This is a genomic window from Marinobacter nanhaiticus D15-8W (assembly GCF_036511935.1).
In the GTDB taxonomy this organism is placed as follows: domain Bacteria; phylum Pseudomonadota; class Gammaproteobacteria; order Pseudomonadales; family Oleiphilaceae; genus Marinobacter_A; species Marinobacter_A nanhaiticus.
This window is the reverse complement of sequence record NZ_AP028878.1, coordinates 648233-665064: the sequence shown is the minus strand read 5'-3', so window position 1 is coordinate 665064 and position 16832 is coordinate 648233. Positions and strand designations below refer to the sequence as shown.

The 16832-nt window shown below is 59.1% G+C and carries 15 protein-coding genes; 8 read left to right on the top strand and 7 right to left on the bottom strand.

The genetic code is table 11. The annotated features are described in order from the left end of the window. Positions 1 to 168: 168 nt before the first annotated feature. From RE428_RS02920 to RE428_RS02890, 7 genes are all read right to left on the bottom strand, one after another. Complete coding sequence (locus RE428_RS02920) at positions 169 to 1338, bottom strand: DcaP family trimeric outer membrane transporter (RefSeq protein ID WP_004579034.1); 1170 nt, start codon at positions 1336 to 1338, stop codon at positions 169 to 171. 354 nt (positions 1339 to 1692) lie between these two features. Continuing rightward, positions 1693 to 3003, bottom strand: a complete 1311-nt coding sequence (locus tag RE428_RS02915) for a TRAP transporter large permease (RefSeq protein ID WP_004579035.1) — start codon at positions 3001 to 3003, stop codon at positions 1693 to 1695. 1 nt (position 3004) lies between these two features. Further along, positions 3005 to 3508 (bottom strand): TRAP transporter small permease, encoded by a 504-nt coding sequence (locus RE428_RS02910; RefSeq protein WP_040882270.1) that lies wholly within the window; start codon positions 3506 to 3508, stop codon positions 3005 to 3007. Between the two features lie 54 nt (positions 3509 to 3562). Continuing rightward, the gene (dctP, locus tag RE428_RS02905) at positions 3563 to 4576 is read right to left on the bottom strand and encodes a TRAP transporter substrate-binding protein DctP (RefSeq protein WP_004579037.1); all 1014 of its coding nucleotides are present in this window, start codon (positions 4574 to 4576) and stop codon (positions 3563 to 3565) included. 65 nt (positions 4577 to 4641) lie between these two features. Further along, entirely contained in the window at positions 4642 to 5241 is a 600-nt protein-coding gene (gene leuD, locus RE428_RS02900; RefSeq protein WP_004579038.1) for a 3-isopropylmalate dehydratase small subunit, read from the bottom strand. A gap of 6 nt (positions 5242 to 5247) precedes the next feature. Beyond that, positions 5248 to 6645, bottom strand: coding sequence for a 3-isopropylmalate dehydratase large subunit (gene leuC / locus RE428_RS02895; protein WP_004579039.1), 1398 nt, complete (start codon positions 6643 to 6645; stop codon positions 5248 to 5250). A gap of 162 nt (positions 6646 to 6807) precedes the next feature. Further along, the gene (locus RE428_RS02890) at positions 6808 to 7599 is read right to left on the bottom strand and encodes a GntR family transcriptional regulator (protein WP_004579040.1); all 792 of its coding nucleotides are present in this window, start codon (positions 7597 to 7599) and stop codon (positions 6808 to 6810) included. Between the two features lie 140 nt (positions 7600 to 7739). On the opposite strand from RE428_RS02890, the gene RE428_RS02885 reads away from it, so the two are divergent. The 8 genes from RE428_RS02885 to RE428_RS02850 all read left to right on the top strand — a co-directional run bounded on the left by RE428_RS02885 (position 7740) and on the right by RE428_RS02850 (position 16832). After that, positions 7740 to 8297, top strand: coding sequence for a nuclear transport factor 2 family protein (locus RE428_RS02885; protein ID WP_040882272.1), 558 nt, complete (start codon positions 7740 to 7742; stop codon positions 8295 to 8297). Positions 8298 to 8388: 91 nt separating this feature from the next. After that, on the top strand, positions 8389 to 9285 hold the full coding sequence (locus RE428_RS02880; RefSeq protein ID WP_004579042.1) for an isocitrate lyase/PEP mutase family protein: 897 nt from the start codon (positions 8389 to 8391) through the stop codon (positions 9283 to 9285). 32 nt (positions 9286 to 9317) lie between these two features. Next, positions 9318 to 9995 carry an isochorismatase family protein gene (locus tag RE428_RS02875; protein WP_004579043.1) on the top strand — a complete coding sequence of 226 codons (678 nt, stop codon included), beginning with the start codon at positions 9318 to 9320 and terminating at the stop codon, positions 9993 to 9995. Between the two features lie 81 nt (positions 9996 to 10076). Continuing rightward, entirely contained in the window at positions 10077 to 11021 is a 945-nt protein-coding gene (locus RE428_RS02870) for a polysaccharide deacetylase family protein (protein ID WP_004579044.1), read from the top strand. Beyond that, positions 11018 to 11953 (top strand): polysaccharide deacetylase family protein, encoded by a 936-nt coding sequence (locus RE428_RS02865; protein ID WP_004579045.1) that lies wholly within the window; start codon positions 11018 to 11020, stop codon positions 11951 to 11953. The genes RE428_RS02870 and RE428_RS02865 overlap by 4 nt, the downstream gene beginning before the upstream one ends. A 3-nt stretch (positions 11954 to 11956) precedes the next feature. After that, positions 11957 to 13378 (top strand): FAD-dependent oxidoreductase, encoded by a 1422-nt coding sequence (locus tag RE428_RS02860; RefSeq protein ID WP_004579046.1) that lies wholly within the window; start codon positions 11957 to 11959, stop codon positions 13376 to 13378. Between the two features lie 331 nt (positions 13379 to 13709). Then, on the top strand, positions 13710 to 14927 hold the full coding sequence (locus tag RE428_RS02855) for an integrase core domain-containing protein (protein ID WP_227500176.1): 1218 nt from the start codon (positions 13710 to 13712) through the stop codon (positions 14925 to 14927). A 708-nt stretch (positions 14928 to 15635) separates the two neighbouring features. Next, positions 15636 to 16832 (top strand): thiamine pyrophosphate-dependent dehydrogenase E1 component subunit alpha, encoded by a 1197-nt coding sequence (locus RE428_RS02850; RefSeq protein WP_004579048.1) that lies wholly within the window; start codon positions 15636 to 15638, stop codon positions 16830 to 16832.

Below are 16832 nucleotides of genomic sequence, written 5' to 3'. Positions count from 1 at the left end.
ATGTAGCCGACGATTCGGAAACGCCCACCGAGCTGTCCATTCCCGGAATGGTTTCCGTTACATGGGCTCCCGCTAAAGTGCGACGCACAAAAAAAGGCCCCGGGACAATGCCCGAGGCCAAAAGAGTCAGCAACTCGTCAGGAAAGACGCAACTTATGCCTTCGCCAATCAGAAGCCGTATTGAATCATGGCCTGCAGGCGGACCGCGTCACCTTCGTCGCCATTCACCTGTTCGCGTGTGTGGTAGCCCGCTTCCACACCGTAGGTGAGCTGCTCGAACGGCGACCAGATGTAGTTGACGAAGGTGCTGCTATAACGCTCGTCCGTCGTGGCCGCAATGTCGCCGCTCTCATAGCCATCATCCAGATCAGCGATCACCAGGCCGTAGCCGAGGTTGAATGCACCCGGGCCTGCGTTGACGGTCATGCTCACGCCGCCGCCGGTCGCTTCGATGGTTTCCAGGTTGCCATCGCCGTCGACATAACCCGGGCCTGCGGGACTCAGGTAAATGTAGCCGCCGATACCGTCGCCGTGGCTGATAGAGCCACGGATGGTGATGCTATCCGTCAGCTTGGTATTGGCCTCCACCATCAGACCCCAGCCCGTGGCGCTATCGTCATCCCAGTTCGGATTGGCGGTATCGGAGCCCTCTGCATCGTATTCGAGGAAACGTACGAGCGCCGCTGCAGCGTATTTAACCGGTCCTACACTGCTCTGGTAGCGGGCGGTCAGGTCAGGCAGACGATACTGGTTGGTACCGTCGGCCTGGATGTCACCACCGGCCGCACCGCTACCTTCCGGATCTTCAGCAGAAAATGAGAAAGGCCCGGTCGTATAACGAACCTGCGCCTGGCGTCCACCGCCCTGACCCAATGAGCCATTGAAATCAACGGTCTGGTAGAGACTCAGCACGTTACCGAAGTTACTCCAGGTCTGACCGGCGAGGATACCGTTCCAGGTGCCGTAGGCATGACGCAGGCGGAATTCGCCGCCGCCGCCGCCAAAACCGTTATTGCCGTAAAAATCCCCTTCGATGACGGTTTTCAGCGTATCGCCGGCAACCGGTGTCGAGGTCTTGAGACCCAGACGGCTCTGGAACGCGTGCATATTGGTATGGCCGTCGACCCCGTCCTCGTCATCGAGACGGATCTTGCTGCGGATAATGGTATTTCCCAGATCGGCGTCGACGTCATAGATCAGGTCAAGCTTTGCATAACCATACAGATCAATGTCTGTTTTATTGACAGTGAGATCCGCCGCCTGAAGTGAGGAAGCGGCCAGCAAAGACAGTGTACCCACGGAAAGCGCGAGCAGGTTCTTACGAGTGTTTAAGAGCATAAACCCCCCAGTGACTGTGTCTATATATCGTTGTTGGTTTGGCTTAGAGAAGTCGGCGGGTGAGTCGTCGCGTTCGTTTTTCTGAGTTGGTGGAACGCAAGACCTCTCAGTATTTCTTCTTATTGACTCACGATTTTGATACTACATGAACTTGTATTTTTTACAATACAATTAAAAGCGGTTTTATAGACTCATTTTTGTATCTTTTTGATACAGGAGGAAGGCGATCGATATCGCAGACACAGCGATGGCGGGAAGGGGGGAAGTTGGAAGGAAGCCGAACCTGGCCGACGACCGTTGCAGAAAAAGGCCGGGCGGCCCCCGAAAGGTATCGCCCGGCCACGTCGTACGCCTCTAGCCGAGCGAGGGCAGCCAGGTGACGATGCCGGGGAAAGCCACCAGCAAGGCCACGAGCAGGAGAGAACAGGCGATATAGGGAATCGCAGCCAGGTATATCGACTTCATGGTCGTTCCCGGTGGCGCCACACCTTTCATAACGAACAGGTTCAGGCCCAGGGGCGGCGTCGAGAAGCCCACTTCCAGCGCAATCAGCGTAATGATGGAGAACCACACCAGGTCGAAACCCAGCGACTGCGCCAATGGGAAGAAGAAGGGCACGGTAATCATCATGATGGAGATCGCCTCCATGAAGGTGCCTAGAACCAGCAGCACCAGGAACATGCAAGCCAGCATCAGCAGCGGCGGCAGGTCAAAGCTGGTCGCCCAGGAAATCAACCCGCTGGAGGCGCCCGAGAAGGCAAGCAGTTGGCTGAAGGTGGCGGACCCGAACACGATCAGGTATGCCATCAAGGTCACTTTCAGCGCGCCGGCAACGGATAGCTTGAACGCGCTCAACGACAGCTCGCCGAAAACCAGCGCCAGGACGATCACGCCAAGGGCGCCGAAAGCCGCCGATTCCGATGGCGTGGCGAAGCCGGTCAGCATCATCACCACGATCATCACAATGACGCTCAACATCGGCAGGATATCCCGCAGGAATATCTTGAGCTTCTCCCCGAGGGATACGGTCTGGACTTCGTATGCCGGCGCAGCATCCGGTCTGAACCGGGTCTTCAGCCAGATGGTCACCATATACAGCAGCGCCAGCAGGACGCCGGGCACGATACCGCCGATGAGCACATCCCCGATATCGATCTTGGCCAGGGTGGCCAGCAGGACGCCCAACGCGGAAGGCGGAATGATGATCGCAAGCCCGCCAGTACCGAGAATCGGGCCGATCGACATGTAGCTCTTGTAGCCGCGACGCTCCATTTCCGGCACCAGCAGCGAGCCCAACAGCGCAGTCGATCCCATGGAGGAACCACTCAGCGTGGAAAAGGCCGTACCGCCAACCACTGTCACGTAAGACAGACGACCGGGCACCTTCCCCATCAATTGATCGATGGCATTGAACATTCGCATCCCGAGACCGGTGCGAAAGAACAGCTCGCCCATAAGCAGGAACAAGGGAATCGGCACCAGGCCGAAGTTCGAGAGCGCGCCAAAACCGTTGTTCAGTAGCTGGGTCAGCCCGGCGTTGCCGCCCATGAAGTACCAGGCGCCGACAAGGTTTGCACCGATAAACGCAAACGCGACGGGCGCCCCGATCAGCATCAGGATCAGCACGAACGACAGCAGGAAAAACAAGGATTCATGCCAGGCCATATTACGCGTCCCCGTTTTCGCAACTGTGGAAGGTTTCTTTGGAGAACATGAAGCGGGTGAACTCTATCCCCATAAGCAGGAAGCTGACCGGGTAGGTCACCGTGAATATCCACATGGGAACGAAGTACGTGCGGACGTCGTAATCGTTGCTTTCGATATTCTGCAGCACGAGCTCCAGACCCACCCAGGCCAGCACGAAGCTGATAACGGCGCAGATCAACATGACGAGTCTCGAAAGGCTATTCAGCAACGGCGGAGGCAGGCGGTTGATCGCAACCTCGATGTACACATGCCCTTTTTCCCGTACGAGCCAGGGCGCGCCCAGCAACGTCAGGTAGAACATCGAATATTCGGTTGAGGAGAACAGCCACGCGGGCGGCTGAAATCCGAGATTTCGTATAGCTACAGACAGCACCACAGCCACCATGAGCCATACCAGCAGCGCAGCCGCCAGAAAGGCCATGGCATCAATAAGCCTGTTGTAGAATCGACTTAACGAAGACATAGGAACACTCGCCGGGATAAGGAGACAGCCCGGCAGGCGCCGGGCGTCGGTCGATTAGTTCTGTTGCGGCTCGTTGAATTTCTCGACCAGCTCCTTGGCATTCTCCAGGCCGCCCGGCTGCCGCTCCATGTGGGAGCGCATACGGTTCAGCGACGCTTCCTTGGCTGCCTTGAGATAGGTATCAGCGGCGTCGCCTTTCAGCACGAAGGGCGTCATACCGCTCTCATCGAGCTCGGCTTGCTGCTTACTGGCCAGGGCATCGAACGCTTCGGCACTTTCCCGCTCATGCTTGATCGCCACGCTTTGCAGGATTTCCTTTGCCTCGTCGCTCAGCTTGTTCCAGCTCTTGAGGTTGACGATGGCACCCATATCCGTTGAGTAGAATGCAGGATCGATGCGGTAGTTGAGGAACTTGTCCCAGTTCAGGTCCTTCATGCCGATCTGGGTCCAGCCCGTTGAATCCACGGTGCTGCGCTCAAGGGCCGAATAGACGTCAGTGGTCGGCAGACTGATGGGCTGGGCCTTCAGGTAATCGGTGAAGAATGCGTTGTAGACCGGGTTACTGCGAAGGCGAATGCCGGACATATCCAGGTTGCCTTCGTTATCCAGCTTAGGCTCGTTCACGGTGTAAAGATTGTACTTAACCCCGCTGTCGAACCAGCCCAGATAGTAGACACCCATCTTCTTCTGGTGGATCTCGTTCAGCAGGTCGAGACCACCGGATTCACGGGCGTAGATGGCATTGGTGTTGGATGAGATCAGCGCATCGCGTTCCGGGAGCTTGTCGGCGTAGAAGCTGGCGGCCGTGTAGGCCATGTCGACCACGCCGTTACGCACCGCAGTGGGCTGCTGGGACAGGCCAATAACCTCCGGACCACCCAGGACGCGAATATTGATGACGCCCTTCCCCTTCTCGTTGACCTCATCAACGAAGTCGAGAAAGCTCTGGGTGTAGATCAGCGATGTCGGGAACGCGTGAACAGCCTTGAGCTGCTGTTCTTCGGCCGACGCATTCAGTGCCAGGAATAGAGAGAGAGCGCCCGTCAGTGTACGAATTGGATTTTTCATAATAACCTCGAATGGTTGTTTTTGCTGTCGGCAGTTATTTGATTTTATTGGAGTAAATATCTATATCAGGCCAGCCATGGGTACTGGTCCAGATAGTCTTCCCTGAACCGCTCGATGTCCGGCGTCCTGGCGAGGGTCAGGTCGATGTCGTCCCAACCGTTGAGCAGTTTTTCCTTCCAGGTCGGGTTTACGTCGAACGAAACCTCGCCCCCTTGAAACGTGATGGCCTGGGATTTCAGATCGACCGTGACCGGCCTGGGCTCGCCTGCAAGCGCGTCCAACAGACGCTCGGCATCCGCTTCGCTCACCACGGCAGGCAACAAACCGTTGTTGACCGCATTGGAGGCAAAGATATCGCCGAAACTCGGCGCAACAACGCAACGGAAGCCGAAATCGACCATGGCGTATACCGCCGCTTCCCGTGAGGAGCCACCACCGAAGTTTCGACGGGCCACCAGGATTTCCGAGCCGGCGGCCTGTTCGTGATTGAGGATAAAGTCCCGGGGTTTGCCCTCCGCGTCGAAGCGGTGGTCGTGGAGCAGGAAGCCGCCGTAGCCCTTGGCCCTCGACTCCTTCATGAACCGGGCCGGGATCAACTGGTCCGTATCGACATTCTCGAGCGGCAGCGGGCACGCCGGCGATGAGACTTTCACCAAAGGTTCCATAACGACTTACCCCTGCAGATCGCGAATATCGGTGAGATGACCGCTGATGGCGGCGGCCGCCACCATGGCCGGCGACATCAGGTGTGTCCGGGCACCGGGTCCCTGGCGGCCCTTGAAGTTACGGTTGGTCGTGGAGGCGCAGCGCTCGCCGCTGGGAATGAGATCGCCGTTCATGCCTACGCACATGGAGCATCCGGATTCCCGCCACTCCAGCCCAGCATCCGTGAAGACCTTGTCCAGGCCCTCTTGCTCAGCCTGCGCTTTTACCTGGGTAGAACCGGGAGAGACGATGCCGCCGACCTTGCAGCGCTTGCCACGCAAGACCTCTGCCGCCGAGCGTAGGTCTTCGATGCGGGCGTTGGTGCAGGAACCAATAAAGACCCTGTCCACTTGGATATCGGTCAGCTTCTGTCCGGGCTTGAGCCCCATATAGTCGAGACTGTCCCGGATTTGCCGCGCCTTGGCTTCGGATCCGGCAACCTCAGGATCGGGCACGGCGCCATCGATGGGCAGGGCCTCTTCAGGCGAGACGCCCCAGGTGACCGTCGGCGCGACGTCCCGGCCGTCGAGGATCACCTCGCGGTCGAATTCAGCATCAGCGTCGCTGTATAGCGTGCGCCAATACATCTCCGCCTTTTCGAGCGCCTCGCCTTCCGGCGAGAACGGGCGCCCTTTGACGTAATCGATGGTTTTGTCGTCGGGCGCAATCATCCCGCACCGGCCACCACCTTCGATGGAAAGGTTGCACAGCGTGAGACGCGCCTCGACACTCAGGGCATCGATCACCTCACCCGCGTATTCGATGGCATAACCCCGCGCTCCGTCGGCGCCGAGAATCGATATCCAGGCGAGCGCGATGTCCTTGGCGGTCACGCCCGGTGCGAGCGCGCCATCGATACGGATGCGCATGCGCTTGGGCTTGGTTTGCCAGAGGGTCTGGGTGGCCAGCACATGGGCGACTTCCGAGGCACCGATACCGAAGGCCAGCGCGCCAAGCGCCCCGTGGGTGGACGTATGGCTGTCGCCACACACCATGAGCAGGCCGGGCTGGGTGATGCCCTGCTCGGGCCCGACCACATGGACAATACCCTGGCGCGGGTCGTCCAGACCGATCAGCTTGACCCCGTGGCGACGGGTGTTCTCGACCAACTGCTCAATGACGTTGCGAACCTTGGACTGGACGGCAATCAAGTCGCGGCCGATGGTGGGCACATAATGATCTGCAATGCCGATGGTCTGTTCGGGATGGCGAACGGCAAGGTCCCGCTCGGCCAGCTTATTGAAGGCGTGAAAGGACCCTTCGTGCGCGAGGTGGCGATCCACCCAGAGCAATGACTGCCCCTCGTCGTTCCGGCAGATCTCGTGTGCCTGCCAGATTTTGTCAAACAGTGTCTTGCCTGCCATGCCCGACTCTCTAATCAGTGCTCATCAGTGAGTGGCTCGATACCCGTTCGGGGACCGACCCAAATGTCTCTTATAGAAATCTTCAAATGTATTATTTTGAATACATATGAAGGTATACCACTCCTTTCAGAGATGTCAACTCACGGAAGCATGGCTTGGCATTCAGGATTTCGTTGTAGCCATCGGCTGCCAGTAGCGCTCGTCCTCGTCGCCAGCCCGGCTCAGATCGATCTCGATGCGGTAGCGGTCAGGCCGATAGAGCGCATGGAGGTACTCCACGCCCTGGCCATTCTTGTCGAAGACAACACGGGTGAGGGAAATCAAGGGTGAGCCCACTGACACGTCGAGGGCCTCGGCCACGTCCTTGGTGGCAAGTACTGCGGAAATGCTCTGGGTCGCGTGGTCCACATGCACACCACTTCGTTCAAGTAACGCAAACAGGGGCGTCGTCGCCAGATCGGCTTCGTCGTAGCTCAGCGCAATGTGCTCCGGAACATGGGTTGTGAGGTAGGAGAAAGGTTTGTCTTCTGCGAGACGCACCCGGATCGAACGCTGGGTTCGCTCGCCGGGCGCCAGTTTCAGCCGCCCCTGAATGGTTTCGGATGGCAACCCGTACCCAAACTCCAGAAGGCGCACCCGGGAACTCTCACCCAGCTTGACCATATTGGGCAGCAGGTTGGAGACGCTCGCACTCATAACGGTCGCGCCCACAGGGCGCTCGCAGACCAGCGTGCCGACCCCCGGCTTCCGGCTGATCAGCCCTTCTTCGGTCAGGGCTTCCAGGGCCCGACGCACCGTGACCCGGGATACCTGGTGCTCCTCGGCCAACCTCAGCTCGCCCGGTATTTTCGAGCCCGGGCTCATCCGACCGCTGACGATCGCGTCTTTCAATAGAAGAAACAGCTGATGCGACTTGGTACCACCAGGCCCATTAGCGGATAAGGATGTCACCATTTAACTTGCCTCACAGTTTCTGGAGCCATCCCAGACTTGACAGCTCATCTTCGTAGAACATATAAATGTATTATGTATAGAACAATGAAACATTCAAGTGAAGGCATCGAACCGCGCCTATCACTGCAGAAGGATCCGTTATGCCAATGCTACAGGTCAATTTGTTATCGGGGTATAGCGGCGAATTGAAGATGCGCCTGATGCGCGCGCTGACGGCCGTCATCAGGGGAACAACCCGGGCCAAACCCGAAGCTATCACGGTATGGCTCAACGAAGTCGATCCTTCGGCCTACAGCCGCGGCGGCCTCTCTCGCCAGCCCGGCCCCGAAGCCCGGGATCCGGAAGCGCTGGTCCATGATTATCTGGAGGCGATGCAGAAGCGCGATCTCAGGAGCGCCCATGAATGTCTTGCCGATGATTTCGTCATGACCTTTCCCGGTAGCGGACAACTTTCCTCCCTGCGCCAACTGGTGGACTGGGCAAAGGACCGCTATCGCTACGTCGACAAGACCATCACCTCGACCAATGTCAGCTACGAAATGAACAAGGTGGTGGTGTTCGTTTCTGGAACGCTGTCGGGCGAGTGGCCGGATGGTGAGCGTTTCGATGGCGTCCGTTTTATCGACCGGTTCGAAATCGTCCACGACCGGTTGGTCCGCCAGGACGTGTGGAACGATCTGGCCAACACCCGCCCCTAAGTTCGCTCGGCGCCAAAGGCCAAACCAGTTCATGACCGGCAGTACGCCAGACCCGCTGCCGCCTATAATCAAAAACCGAACGGAAACTTGTATGCCAGCAACCCAAAACGCCGTCCCGTCGATGGCCCTTAAAGACAAGCTGCACAATCCGGAGATTGTGGTGGCGCCAGGCGTCTATGATGCACTGAGCGCTTCCCTGGCCGAACAGGCCGGCTTCGACACCGTCTATCTTTCCGGTGCCAGTATCGCCTACACCAAACTGGGCCGCCCCGACATTGGCCTGATGAGCCTGACCGAGGTCAACGACTCGCTTGCACATATCCGCGAGCGCACGGATATTTCCATCGTCGTTGATTGCGATACCGGTTTCGGCAACGCGCTGAACGTTATGCGCAGTGTGCGCATGCTTGAACGCTCCGGCGCCAACGCGATCCAGCTGGAAGACCAGACCTATCCAAAGCGCTGCGGACACCTTCAGGGCAAGACCCTGGTCAGCACCGGTGAAATGGTCGGCAAGGTTAAGGCGGCGCTCGATGCCCGCCATAGCGATCAGACCCTCATCATTGGTCGTACCGATGCCATCGCTGCGGAAGGCCTGGAAAGCGCGCTCGAGCGGGCGAATGCCTACTACGAGGCCGGCGCCGACGTTATCTTCGTCGAGGGTATCCGTTCGGCCGATCAGGTACAGCAGGTCATGGGCCAGTTCGGCGGTCGCATTCCGGTCATGGCCAACATGGTCGAGGGCGGCGACACGCCGCTGCAGGATGCCAGCACCCTGCAATCGCTGGGATTCTCGATGGTGATCTTTCCAGGCGCACTGGTTCGCGCACTGACCCATATGGCCTCCCGCTTCTTCGAAACGTTGAAAGCCGATGGAACCACCGACAATTTCCGCGACCAGATGTTCGACTTCAAACAGCTGAACGACTACCTGGGCACACAAACGATGCTTGAACTGGGCGAGCGTTACGAAGATAGCGCACGCTGAGACAGGCGGATCCCGAATAGACGAGGTACACGATGCAAACGACCGACAAAACCGCAAAAGAGATCTTCTTTGACGTCATGGCGAACCCGCAGCGGGTTCCTTTCGGTTTTGGCAAGAAAGCGGTGCTGGTGAACGTCGACCCGCAAAAGGCCTATACCCGGACCGACCTCTACAAGACCGCCTATGAGACCGATCCGCGTCAGCTGGAATACGTCAACGCCCTCGCCGAACGTTTCCGCCGGCTGGGTTGGCCGGTCGTCTGGACCCACGTCGCGTTCCTGGATTCGGCCGAAGACGCCGGCGTGTGGGGCACGCGTACCGATACCCCAGACTCTCTCCAGAACATCAAGTACGGGTCTGATCGCGCCGCCTTCGACGAGCGCGTGAACATCGATTACGACCGGGACGTCGTCTACACCAAGCGCATGCCGTCCGCCTTCTTCGAGACGCCCTTGCAGTCATTGCTGGTATGGCACCAGGTGGACACCGTTATCGTTACCGGCGGTTCCACCTCCGGCTGCATCCGGGCGACGGCGGTCGAGAGCCTCTCGCGCGGCTACCGTACGATCGTTCCGGAAGAGTGCGTGGCCGACAAGCACGAGAGCTACCACTACGCCAACCTGACCGATCTGCACCTGAAGTACGCGGATGTGGTCAAGGTCCAGAGCGCGCTGGACTGGCTGGACCAGCAGGCCGCCGAAAAAGCGTAACGGCCGCTACAGCCCGACGGGGAGCGAGGGGTGGGGCATCCCTCGCTGTCACCTCCCAGATTCATCAAGAGGCGGAAGGTTATGAAAGAGAGTCTTGGCGTTTACGATTATTGGCCCTACAAGGACCGCCCCAAGATCCGCTGGCCCAACGGCGCCAAGGTCGCCTTCTGGGTCGCGCCCAATATCGAATTCTATGAGCTGGACCCGCCGGACAACCCCTACCGGAAGGCCTGGCCCCAGCCCAGCCCCGCACTCCCGGGCTATACCATCCGCGACTATGGCAACCGCGTGGGTCACCGCCGCCAGATGGCGCTGCTCGACAAATACGGTATCCGCGGGTCCGTCTCCCTCTCCGTCGCCCTGTGCGAGCACTACCCCGAGATTATCGAGATGTGCCAGGAGCGCGACTGGGAACTCTTCAGCCATGGCATCTACAACACCCGCTATACCTACGGCCTGAGCGAGCAGCAGGAACGCGACATGATTCGCGATTCCATCGAAACCATCTATCGCCATACCGGGCAGAAATGTGCCGGGTATCTCGCGCCCGCCCTGTCCCACTCGGAACGCACACTCGACCTGTTTGCCGAAGTGGGCACCGAACTCTTCGGCGACGAGGCGGGCATATACACCTGCGACCTGTTCCATGACGACCAGCCCACCCCGGTGTCGGTACGCAGTGGCAAGCGATTCATCTCGATCCCCTATTCACTGGAGATGAACGACACCATCGTTTACGCGGTCAACAAAGTCGAACCGCGCCACTACGGTGAAATCCTCAAACGCCACTTCGACCGTCTATATCAGGAAGGCGAGGAATCCGGCACCGTCATGTGCATCCCTACCCACAACTACCAGGTGAGCTGTCCGCACCGGATCAAGGCCTTCGAAGAAGTCCTCGAGTACATCACCGGCCACAGCGACGTCTGGGTAGCGACTGGTCGGGAAATCGCCGACTACTACCTTGAGCACTACTACGATGCCGCGCTGGACGATATCGAACGGAAAAAGGGGAGTGTGAAATGAGCCTCGACAACGATTATCTCGAGTACCCCTGGCGCGCCTACGGCAACGACCATGAACGCTATGACTGGTCGATGCTGGCCGATCGGCCAGCCGTTACCTGGCCTGGTGACAAGCCCCTGGCGGTATGGATCAATACGTCTCTAGAATTCTATCCGCTCAACCAGCAAGGCAAGCCGTTCAAGGTCCCCAACGGCATGAAAATGCCTTACCCGGATCTGCGGCATTTCACCCTCCGTGACTACGGCAACCGGGTTGGCATCTACCGCTGCCTGAAGGCGTTCGAGCGCTTCGGCATCCGCCCGACCTTCGCCATCAACACCCAACTGGCGCAGGACACGCCCTACCTGCTGGAGCAGTTGCTGGCATTCGACGGCGAGATCCTTTGCCACGGCTGGAACATGGATCACCTGCATTACGGCGGTCAGGACAAGGACGAGGAAGCAGAGCTGGTGAAGCGCTCTGTCGATACCCTGCAGGAACTGACAGGACGCTCCGTCCGGGGCTGGCTCAGCCCGGCCAAGAACCAGAGCTGGAACACGCCGGACCTCCTGGCGGCCAACGGCATCGAATACTGTTGCGACTGGGTGAACGACGACATGCCCTATGCGTTCAGGACCGAAAACGGCCCGCTGACCATGATGCCCCTGTCCACCGAACTCGAAGATCAGTTCGTGATTGGCCAGAACCTCCATTCCGAGGATTCCTGGGTCGAACAGGTCAAGGATGCCTGTGACTTCCTGCTGGAAGAGGCAGCAACCCAGGGCGGCCGCATGCTCGCTCTCAACATCCACCCATGGCTGATCGGCCAGCCCCACCGTATCAGCAGCCTGGAAGCCGTGCTCGAATACATCGCCGGCCGCGATGACATCTGGCAGGCGCCCGCTGGTGAGATCCTGGATGCATTCACCGCGCAGACTGCAAAAGAGGACTGAACCATGGCAGACGTCAAGCTGGATGGTGCAACCCGCTCCTTCGACTTTTCACTGCCACTGGTGATCATCGGCGCCGGTGCTTGCGGACTGGTCGCTGGCCTGGCGGCCAAATCGATGGGTATCGACGCCGTCGTCCTCGAGCGTGACGCCATACCGCGCGGCAGTACTTTCATGTCTTCAGGTTTCGTGCCGGCGGCGGGAACGCGATTCCAAAAGGACGCGGGTGTCGATGACTCTGCGGACATCATGGCAGCGGACATCCTGCGCAAGACACACCATGAAGCCGACCCGGAAATCGTCGCCCAGCTGGCCAAAGCCTCGGGCGAAATCGTTGAGTGGCTGGCCGATGAGCATGGCATCCCGTTCGAACTGGTAGAGGGCTTCCTCTACCCTGGTCACAGCCGAATGCGCATGCATTGCACACCGCGGCGGACCGGGGAAGAGCTGATGGCGTGCCTGCTTAATGCCGCGGAGAAGGCAGGGCTCGATGTCCTCACCGAAGCCCAGGTCATCACGTTGCATACCGACGAGGAAAAACGGGTACACGGCCTGTCCTACCGCCGACCCGACGGCGCCATTGAACAGCTGGGCTGCCAGACCCTGGTGCTCGCCTGCAATGGCTACGGGGGCAACCCCGACCTGATCGCTCGCCACATCCCCCAGATGAAGGATGCGCTCTACTTCGGTCATAAAGGCAACCAGGGCGAAGCCGTCCTTTGGGGCGAAGCCATGAACGCCAGTCTCAAGGACATGGGCGCCTACCAGGGTCATGGCTCCCTAGCCTGGCCGCACCAGACGCTGATTTCCTGGGCGGTAATGATGCAGGGTGGTATCCAGATCAACCGTGAAGGGCGGCGATTCTCCAACGAACACGGCGGCTATTCCGAACAGGCCGCCGTCGTCCTCAAGCAACCGGAGGGCATTGCCTTCAACATCTTCGACGCCCGCATCCATGAGCAGGTGCTGCAGTTCGAAGACTATCATTACGCGTTCAACACCGGCGCCGTGCGGGTTTTCGACTCGGCGGAGGCGCTGGCCGAAGGACTGGATTTGCCGCTAGAGGACACACGCGCCACTTTCGACGAAATGGAACGGCTGCAAGCTGAGGCGGGCACAGATCGATTCGGACGTCGCTTCGACCCGAAACTGCGTCTGGCCGCGCCCTACTACGTCATACGTGTGACCGGCGCCCTCTTCCATACCCAGGGCGGCCTTGAGATTTCGACCGACGGCCGTGTACTCGATACCGAAGGCCACCCGCTGCCCAACCTCTATGCAGGCGGCGGCGCAGCTCGTGGTGTCTCCGGTGCCAGCGATAGCGGATATATGTCCGGCAATGGATTGCTCAGCGCCGTGGTCATGGGCGCAATAGCCGGCCGCTCCGCAGCGATGGCCGTCAACGATGCCGAGACGACGAGCGTCTGATCGGCTGTCTCGCTCCTCCAATCCCTCACCATCCCTCCGAGTTGTCACGACCTTGGGCGCTGGCGATTGCCACCCCGGCGCCCCTTTTTTCTGGTTCATCGCTGATTAGCGTGACAGGGGTCAGGAGTCCTCCACACGAGTCGTAAGACCATGGGCACCTTCGGCGCCTCAGAAGCTGAAGCATCTGCTACATGCTCGAGTGGTCTGTAAAATGTAGCCGACGCTTCAGGGGGTGTTGCAAAAGCTTGCGGCTTGAAGCCTCTCTCCCCTGGCGGGAGAGAGGTTTGGAGTGTGCAAACCGGCAACATAGGTAACACCTCAAGCCGGGAACATGGGTTACACAAGTTACGGTATGGGCAAGGAGGACGCGCCCATGCCCTGGAAAGAGACTTGTGTAATGGATCTGAAGATGCAGTTGATCGCGGCCTGGCTGCAGGGCGGGCACGGTGTAAGCGATCTGGCCCGCGGCTACGGCATTAGCCGCAAGACGGCTTACAAGTGGATCAGGCGCTACCAGGAGGAAGGTGCCGGTGGGCTGCAGGAGCGCTCCCGAGCGCCGCACTATTGCCCACATGCAGTGACGGAGGACGTGGCTGAACAGATTGTGGCGATCAAGAAAGTCCATCCCAGCTTTGGCCCCAAGAAGGTTCTGGACCGCTTGCGTGAGCTAGAACCGGCGATGGCATTGCCGGCAGACAGCACGGCCGGTGAGATACTCAAAGCGGCGGGTCTGGTCAAGAAACGGCGCTACAAGCGGCCGTACCCGGCCGACCCGCAACCGTTTGAACTGGGTGATCGCAATAATGCGCTGTGGAGTGTGGACTACAAGGGGCAGTACCGGACGGCCGGCGGGCGCTGGTGTTATCCGCTCACGGTAACCGACAATGCCAGCCGTTATGTCTTGGGCTGTCATGGCGTGAGCGCAACAGACTACGTCCAGGCGAAGCCGATTATGGAATGGGTTTTCCATGAGTACGGTCTGCCGGAGGGGATCTTGTCCGACAACGGGGCGCCCTTCGCCAGTCGCTCAGCAGGAGGTCTGACGCGACTGTCGAAATGGTGGGTCGAGCTGGGCATTGGGGTGCATCGTAGCAAGCCGGGAACGCCCACACAGAATGCCCGTCACGAGCGCATGCACGGTTCACTGAATCGAGCAGTGGGTGGACGGATGCGCGGGACAAGCTTGATGCAGCAACAGACCACGCTGCAGGCATTCCGTGAGGAGTTTAACGAACAACGCAGCCATGAGGCGCTGGGCAGGCAAACACCGGCCAGCGTGTATCAGCCCTCAAGGCGTCGGTACTCGCCCGTGCTGCGCCCGATTGAATATAACGTGGACCAGGCGGTTCGCAACGTTCGTCACAACGGCGAAATCAAGTGGCAGGGCCATCTGATCTACATCAGCGGGCTGTTAGCCAGACATCGCGTAGGCCTGCAAGAGGTGGAGAATGACCGGGTCGAGGTGCGATACAGCACCCATCTGCTCGGTCATATTAACCTCAAAACCGCGCGATTGGAGCCCGCATGCGAGTGGCATGCGGGGGAATAGGTGTAACCCATGTTGCCGGTTCAAAGTGTTACCTATGTTCCGGTTGCACAGAGAGAGGGGCGAGGCAAAAGCCTCGCTCGAAGTCGGCTCTGGCAACGATGAGTGCCTGACGGCGCTACCCCCTCTCCCCGGCCCTCTCCCGCGAGGGGAGAGGGAGTTTATGCCGGTATTTTTGAGATACGGCTACTTTTGAAACGCCCTCTTCAACTTCGGAGCAGCCCGACGGGCTGCCCATTCCCGGAATCCTTTCCGTTATACGGATTCCCGCTGCAGTGCTATGGACATTGTTCTTGCGTTTATCGGCAAAAAACCGGAAGACCTGCATATATTTAAGCCTGCAAGCCGCCACTGCCCAATCCCGAAGTAATCGCTCATTTTCCAGACAACCATCTTCAAATCCAGACTACCCGAAACCCGCACTTTACGTTAAGGTCAACCCTGACCGATCCAGCCGGGTTTTATTCAAACCCGGCCATTCGGCATCAAGAGAGCTCTGTCGCATCCGGTTGATCATCGGAAAATGCGGCGAAAACACATTGCCCGGCAACGCTTACATACGGTCGACACAGATCGGGTGAACAAACTGCGGGCTATGTATTGCGTTCTATACTCTGGAAAAGATCCCGAGGGAACGGAGTTCTCTATAAAGATTGGATGCCCCCACAAGGGGCGTCTCGTTCCTCAAGCCACTACCCCAGGAAGAGGATTATGACAACAACAAGATCCAAGGTTGTGTACTCCCCGAATTTCACCGATGGTGCGGAATTCCACATTCCCACCTTCAAGATGCTCAAGCAGGACGGCTCCCTATACAAGGGTGCCAAAGCCCCTGACATCGACAAAGACAAAGCCCTGCGCATCTACCGCGCGATGGTGACGACCCGGGTGCTCGACGAGCGCATGCTTGCTGCCCAGCGCCAGGGCCGGCTGAGTTTCTACATGCAGTGTACCGGCGAGGAAGCCGCCGTAATTGGCAGTACCGCCGCGCTCGACGACGCCGACATGATCATGGCCCAGTACCGTGAACAGGGCGCCCTGGCCTACCGTGGCTTCACCATCGACGAGTTCATGAACCAGCTGTTCGGCAACGAGAAGGACTACGGCAAGGGCCGTCAGATGCCGGTTCACTATGGCTCGACCAAGCTGCATTACATGACCATTTCCTCGCCGCTGGCCACGCAGATTCCCCAGGCGACCGGCTACGCCTACGGCCAGAAGCTCTCCGGCCAGGGCCACTGCACGGTGACCTATTTTGGCGAAGGCGCCGCGTCGGAGGGCGACTTCCACGCCGCCCTGAACATGGCTGCCGTGCATCGCGTGCCGGTCATCTTTTTCTGCCGCAACAACGGCTATGCGATCTCTACGCCGGCGATCGAGCAGTTTGCGGCAGATGGGGTGGCGCCACGGGCCTATGGTTACAAGATGGATGTTATCCGTGTCGACGGCAACGACGTCCTCGCGGTCCATGAAGCGACCCGCCTTGCCCGCAAAATGGCGGTGGAAGAAAACCGGCCGGTGTTGATTGAAGCCATGACCTATCGTCTGGCCGCTCACTCTTCCTCGGACGACCCATCCGGCTATCGCAGCAAGGATGAAGAGGCCAGTTGGCGCGAGAAGGATCCGCTGCTGCGCATGCAGCGCTGGATGCAGAAGCACAAATGGTGGACCGAGGACGACGAGAAGAAGCTCCAGGAGGAGCTGCGCCGTGAAGTCCTGGAAACCATGAAGCGCGCCCAGAAACGGCCGCCACCCCCGCTTGAGTCCCTGGTGACCGATGTCTATGACCAGGCACCTCCGACGCTGAACGCCCAGTTCGAGAAGCTCAAGGCCCATATCCGCAAGTATCCGGACGCCTATCCGAAGAGCGCGAACGATCCGTCCATCACGTCGAAGGGAGGGGCCTGA

What these genes read in the sequence shown, in the direction of transcription:
- RE428_RS02910 (WP_040882270.1), bottom strand. Translation starts at nt 3,508, where the DNA reads ATGTCTTCGTTAAGTCGATTCTACAACAGGCTTATTGATGCCATGGCC.
- RE428_RS02885 (WP_040882272.1), top strand. Translation starts at nt 7,740, where the DNA reads ATGCCAATGCTACAGGTCAATTTGTTATCGGGGTATAGCGGCGAATTG.
- RE428_RS02920 (WP_004579034.1), bottom strand. Translation starts at nt 1,338, where the DNA reads ATGCTCTTAAACACTCGTAAGAACCTGCTCGCGCTTTCCGTGGGTACA.
- RE428_RS02915 (WP_004579035.1), bottom strand. Translation starts at nt 3,003, where the DNA reads ATGGCCTGGCATGAATCCTTGTTTTTCCTGCTGTCGTTCGTGCTGATC.
- RE428_RS02875 (WP_004579043.1), top strand. Translation starts at nt 9,318, where the DNA reads ATGCAAACGACCGACAAAACCGCAAAAGAGATCTTCTTTGACGTCATG.
- RE428_RS02870 (WP_004579044.1), top strand. Translation starts at nt 10,077, where the DNA reads ATGAAAGAGAGTCTTGGCGTTTACGATTATTGGCCCTACAAGGACCGC.
- leuC (WP_004579039.1), bottom strand. Translation starts at nt 6,645, where the DNA reads ATGGCAGGCAAGACACTGTTTGACAAAATCTGGCAGGCACACGAGATC.
- leuD (WP_004579038.1), bottom strand. Translation starts at nt 5,241, where the DNA reads ATGGAACCTTTGGTGAAAGTCTCATCGCCGGCGTGCCCGCTGCCGCTC.
- RE428_RS02855 (WP_227500176.1), top strand. Translation starts at nt 13,710, where the DNA reads ATGGGTTACACAAGTTACGGTATGGGCAAGGAGGACGCGCCCATGCCC.
- dctP (WP_004579037.1), bottom strand. Translation starts at nt 4,576, where the DNA reads ATGAAAAATCCAATTCGTACACTGACGGGCGCTCTCTCTCTATTCCTG.
- RE428_RS02890 (WP_004579040.1), bottom strand. Translation starts at nt 7,599, where the DNA reads ATGGTGACATCCTTATCCGCTAATGGGCCTGGTGGTACCAAGTCGCAT.
- RE428_RS02860 (WP_004579046.1), top strand. Translation starts at nt 11,957, where the DNA reads ATGGCAGACGTCAAGCTGGATGGTGCAACCCGCTCCTTCGACTTTTCA.
- RE428_RS02880 (WP_004579042.1), top strand. Translation starts at nt 8,389, where the DNA reads ATGCCAGCAACCCAAAACGCCGTCCCGTCGATGGCCCTTAAAGACAAG.
- RE428_RS02865 (WP_004579045.1), top strand. Translation starts at nt 11,018, where the DNA reads ATGAGCCTCGACAACGATTATCTCGAGTACCCCTGGCGCGCCTACGGC.
- RE428_RS02850 (WP_004579048.1), top strand. Translation starts at nt 15,636, where the DNA reads ATGACAACAACAAGATCCAAGGTTGTGTACTCCCCGAATTTCACCGAT.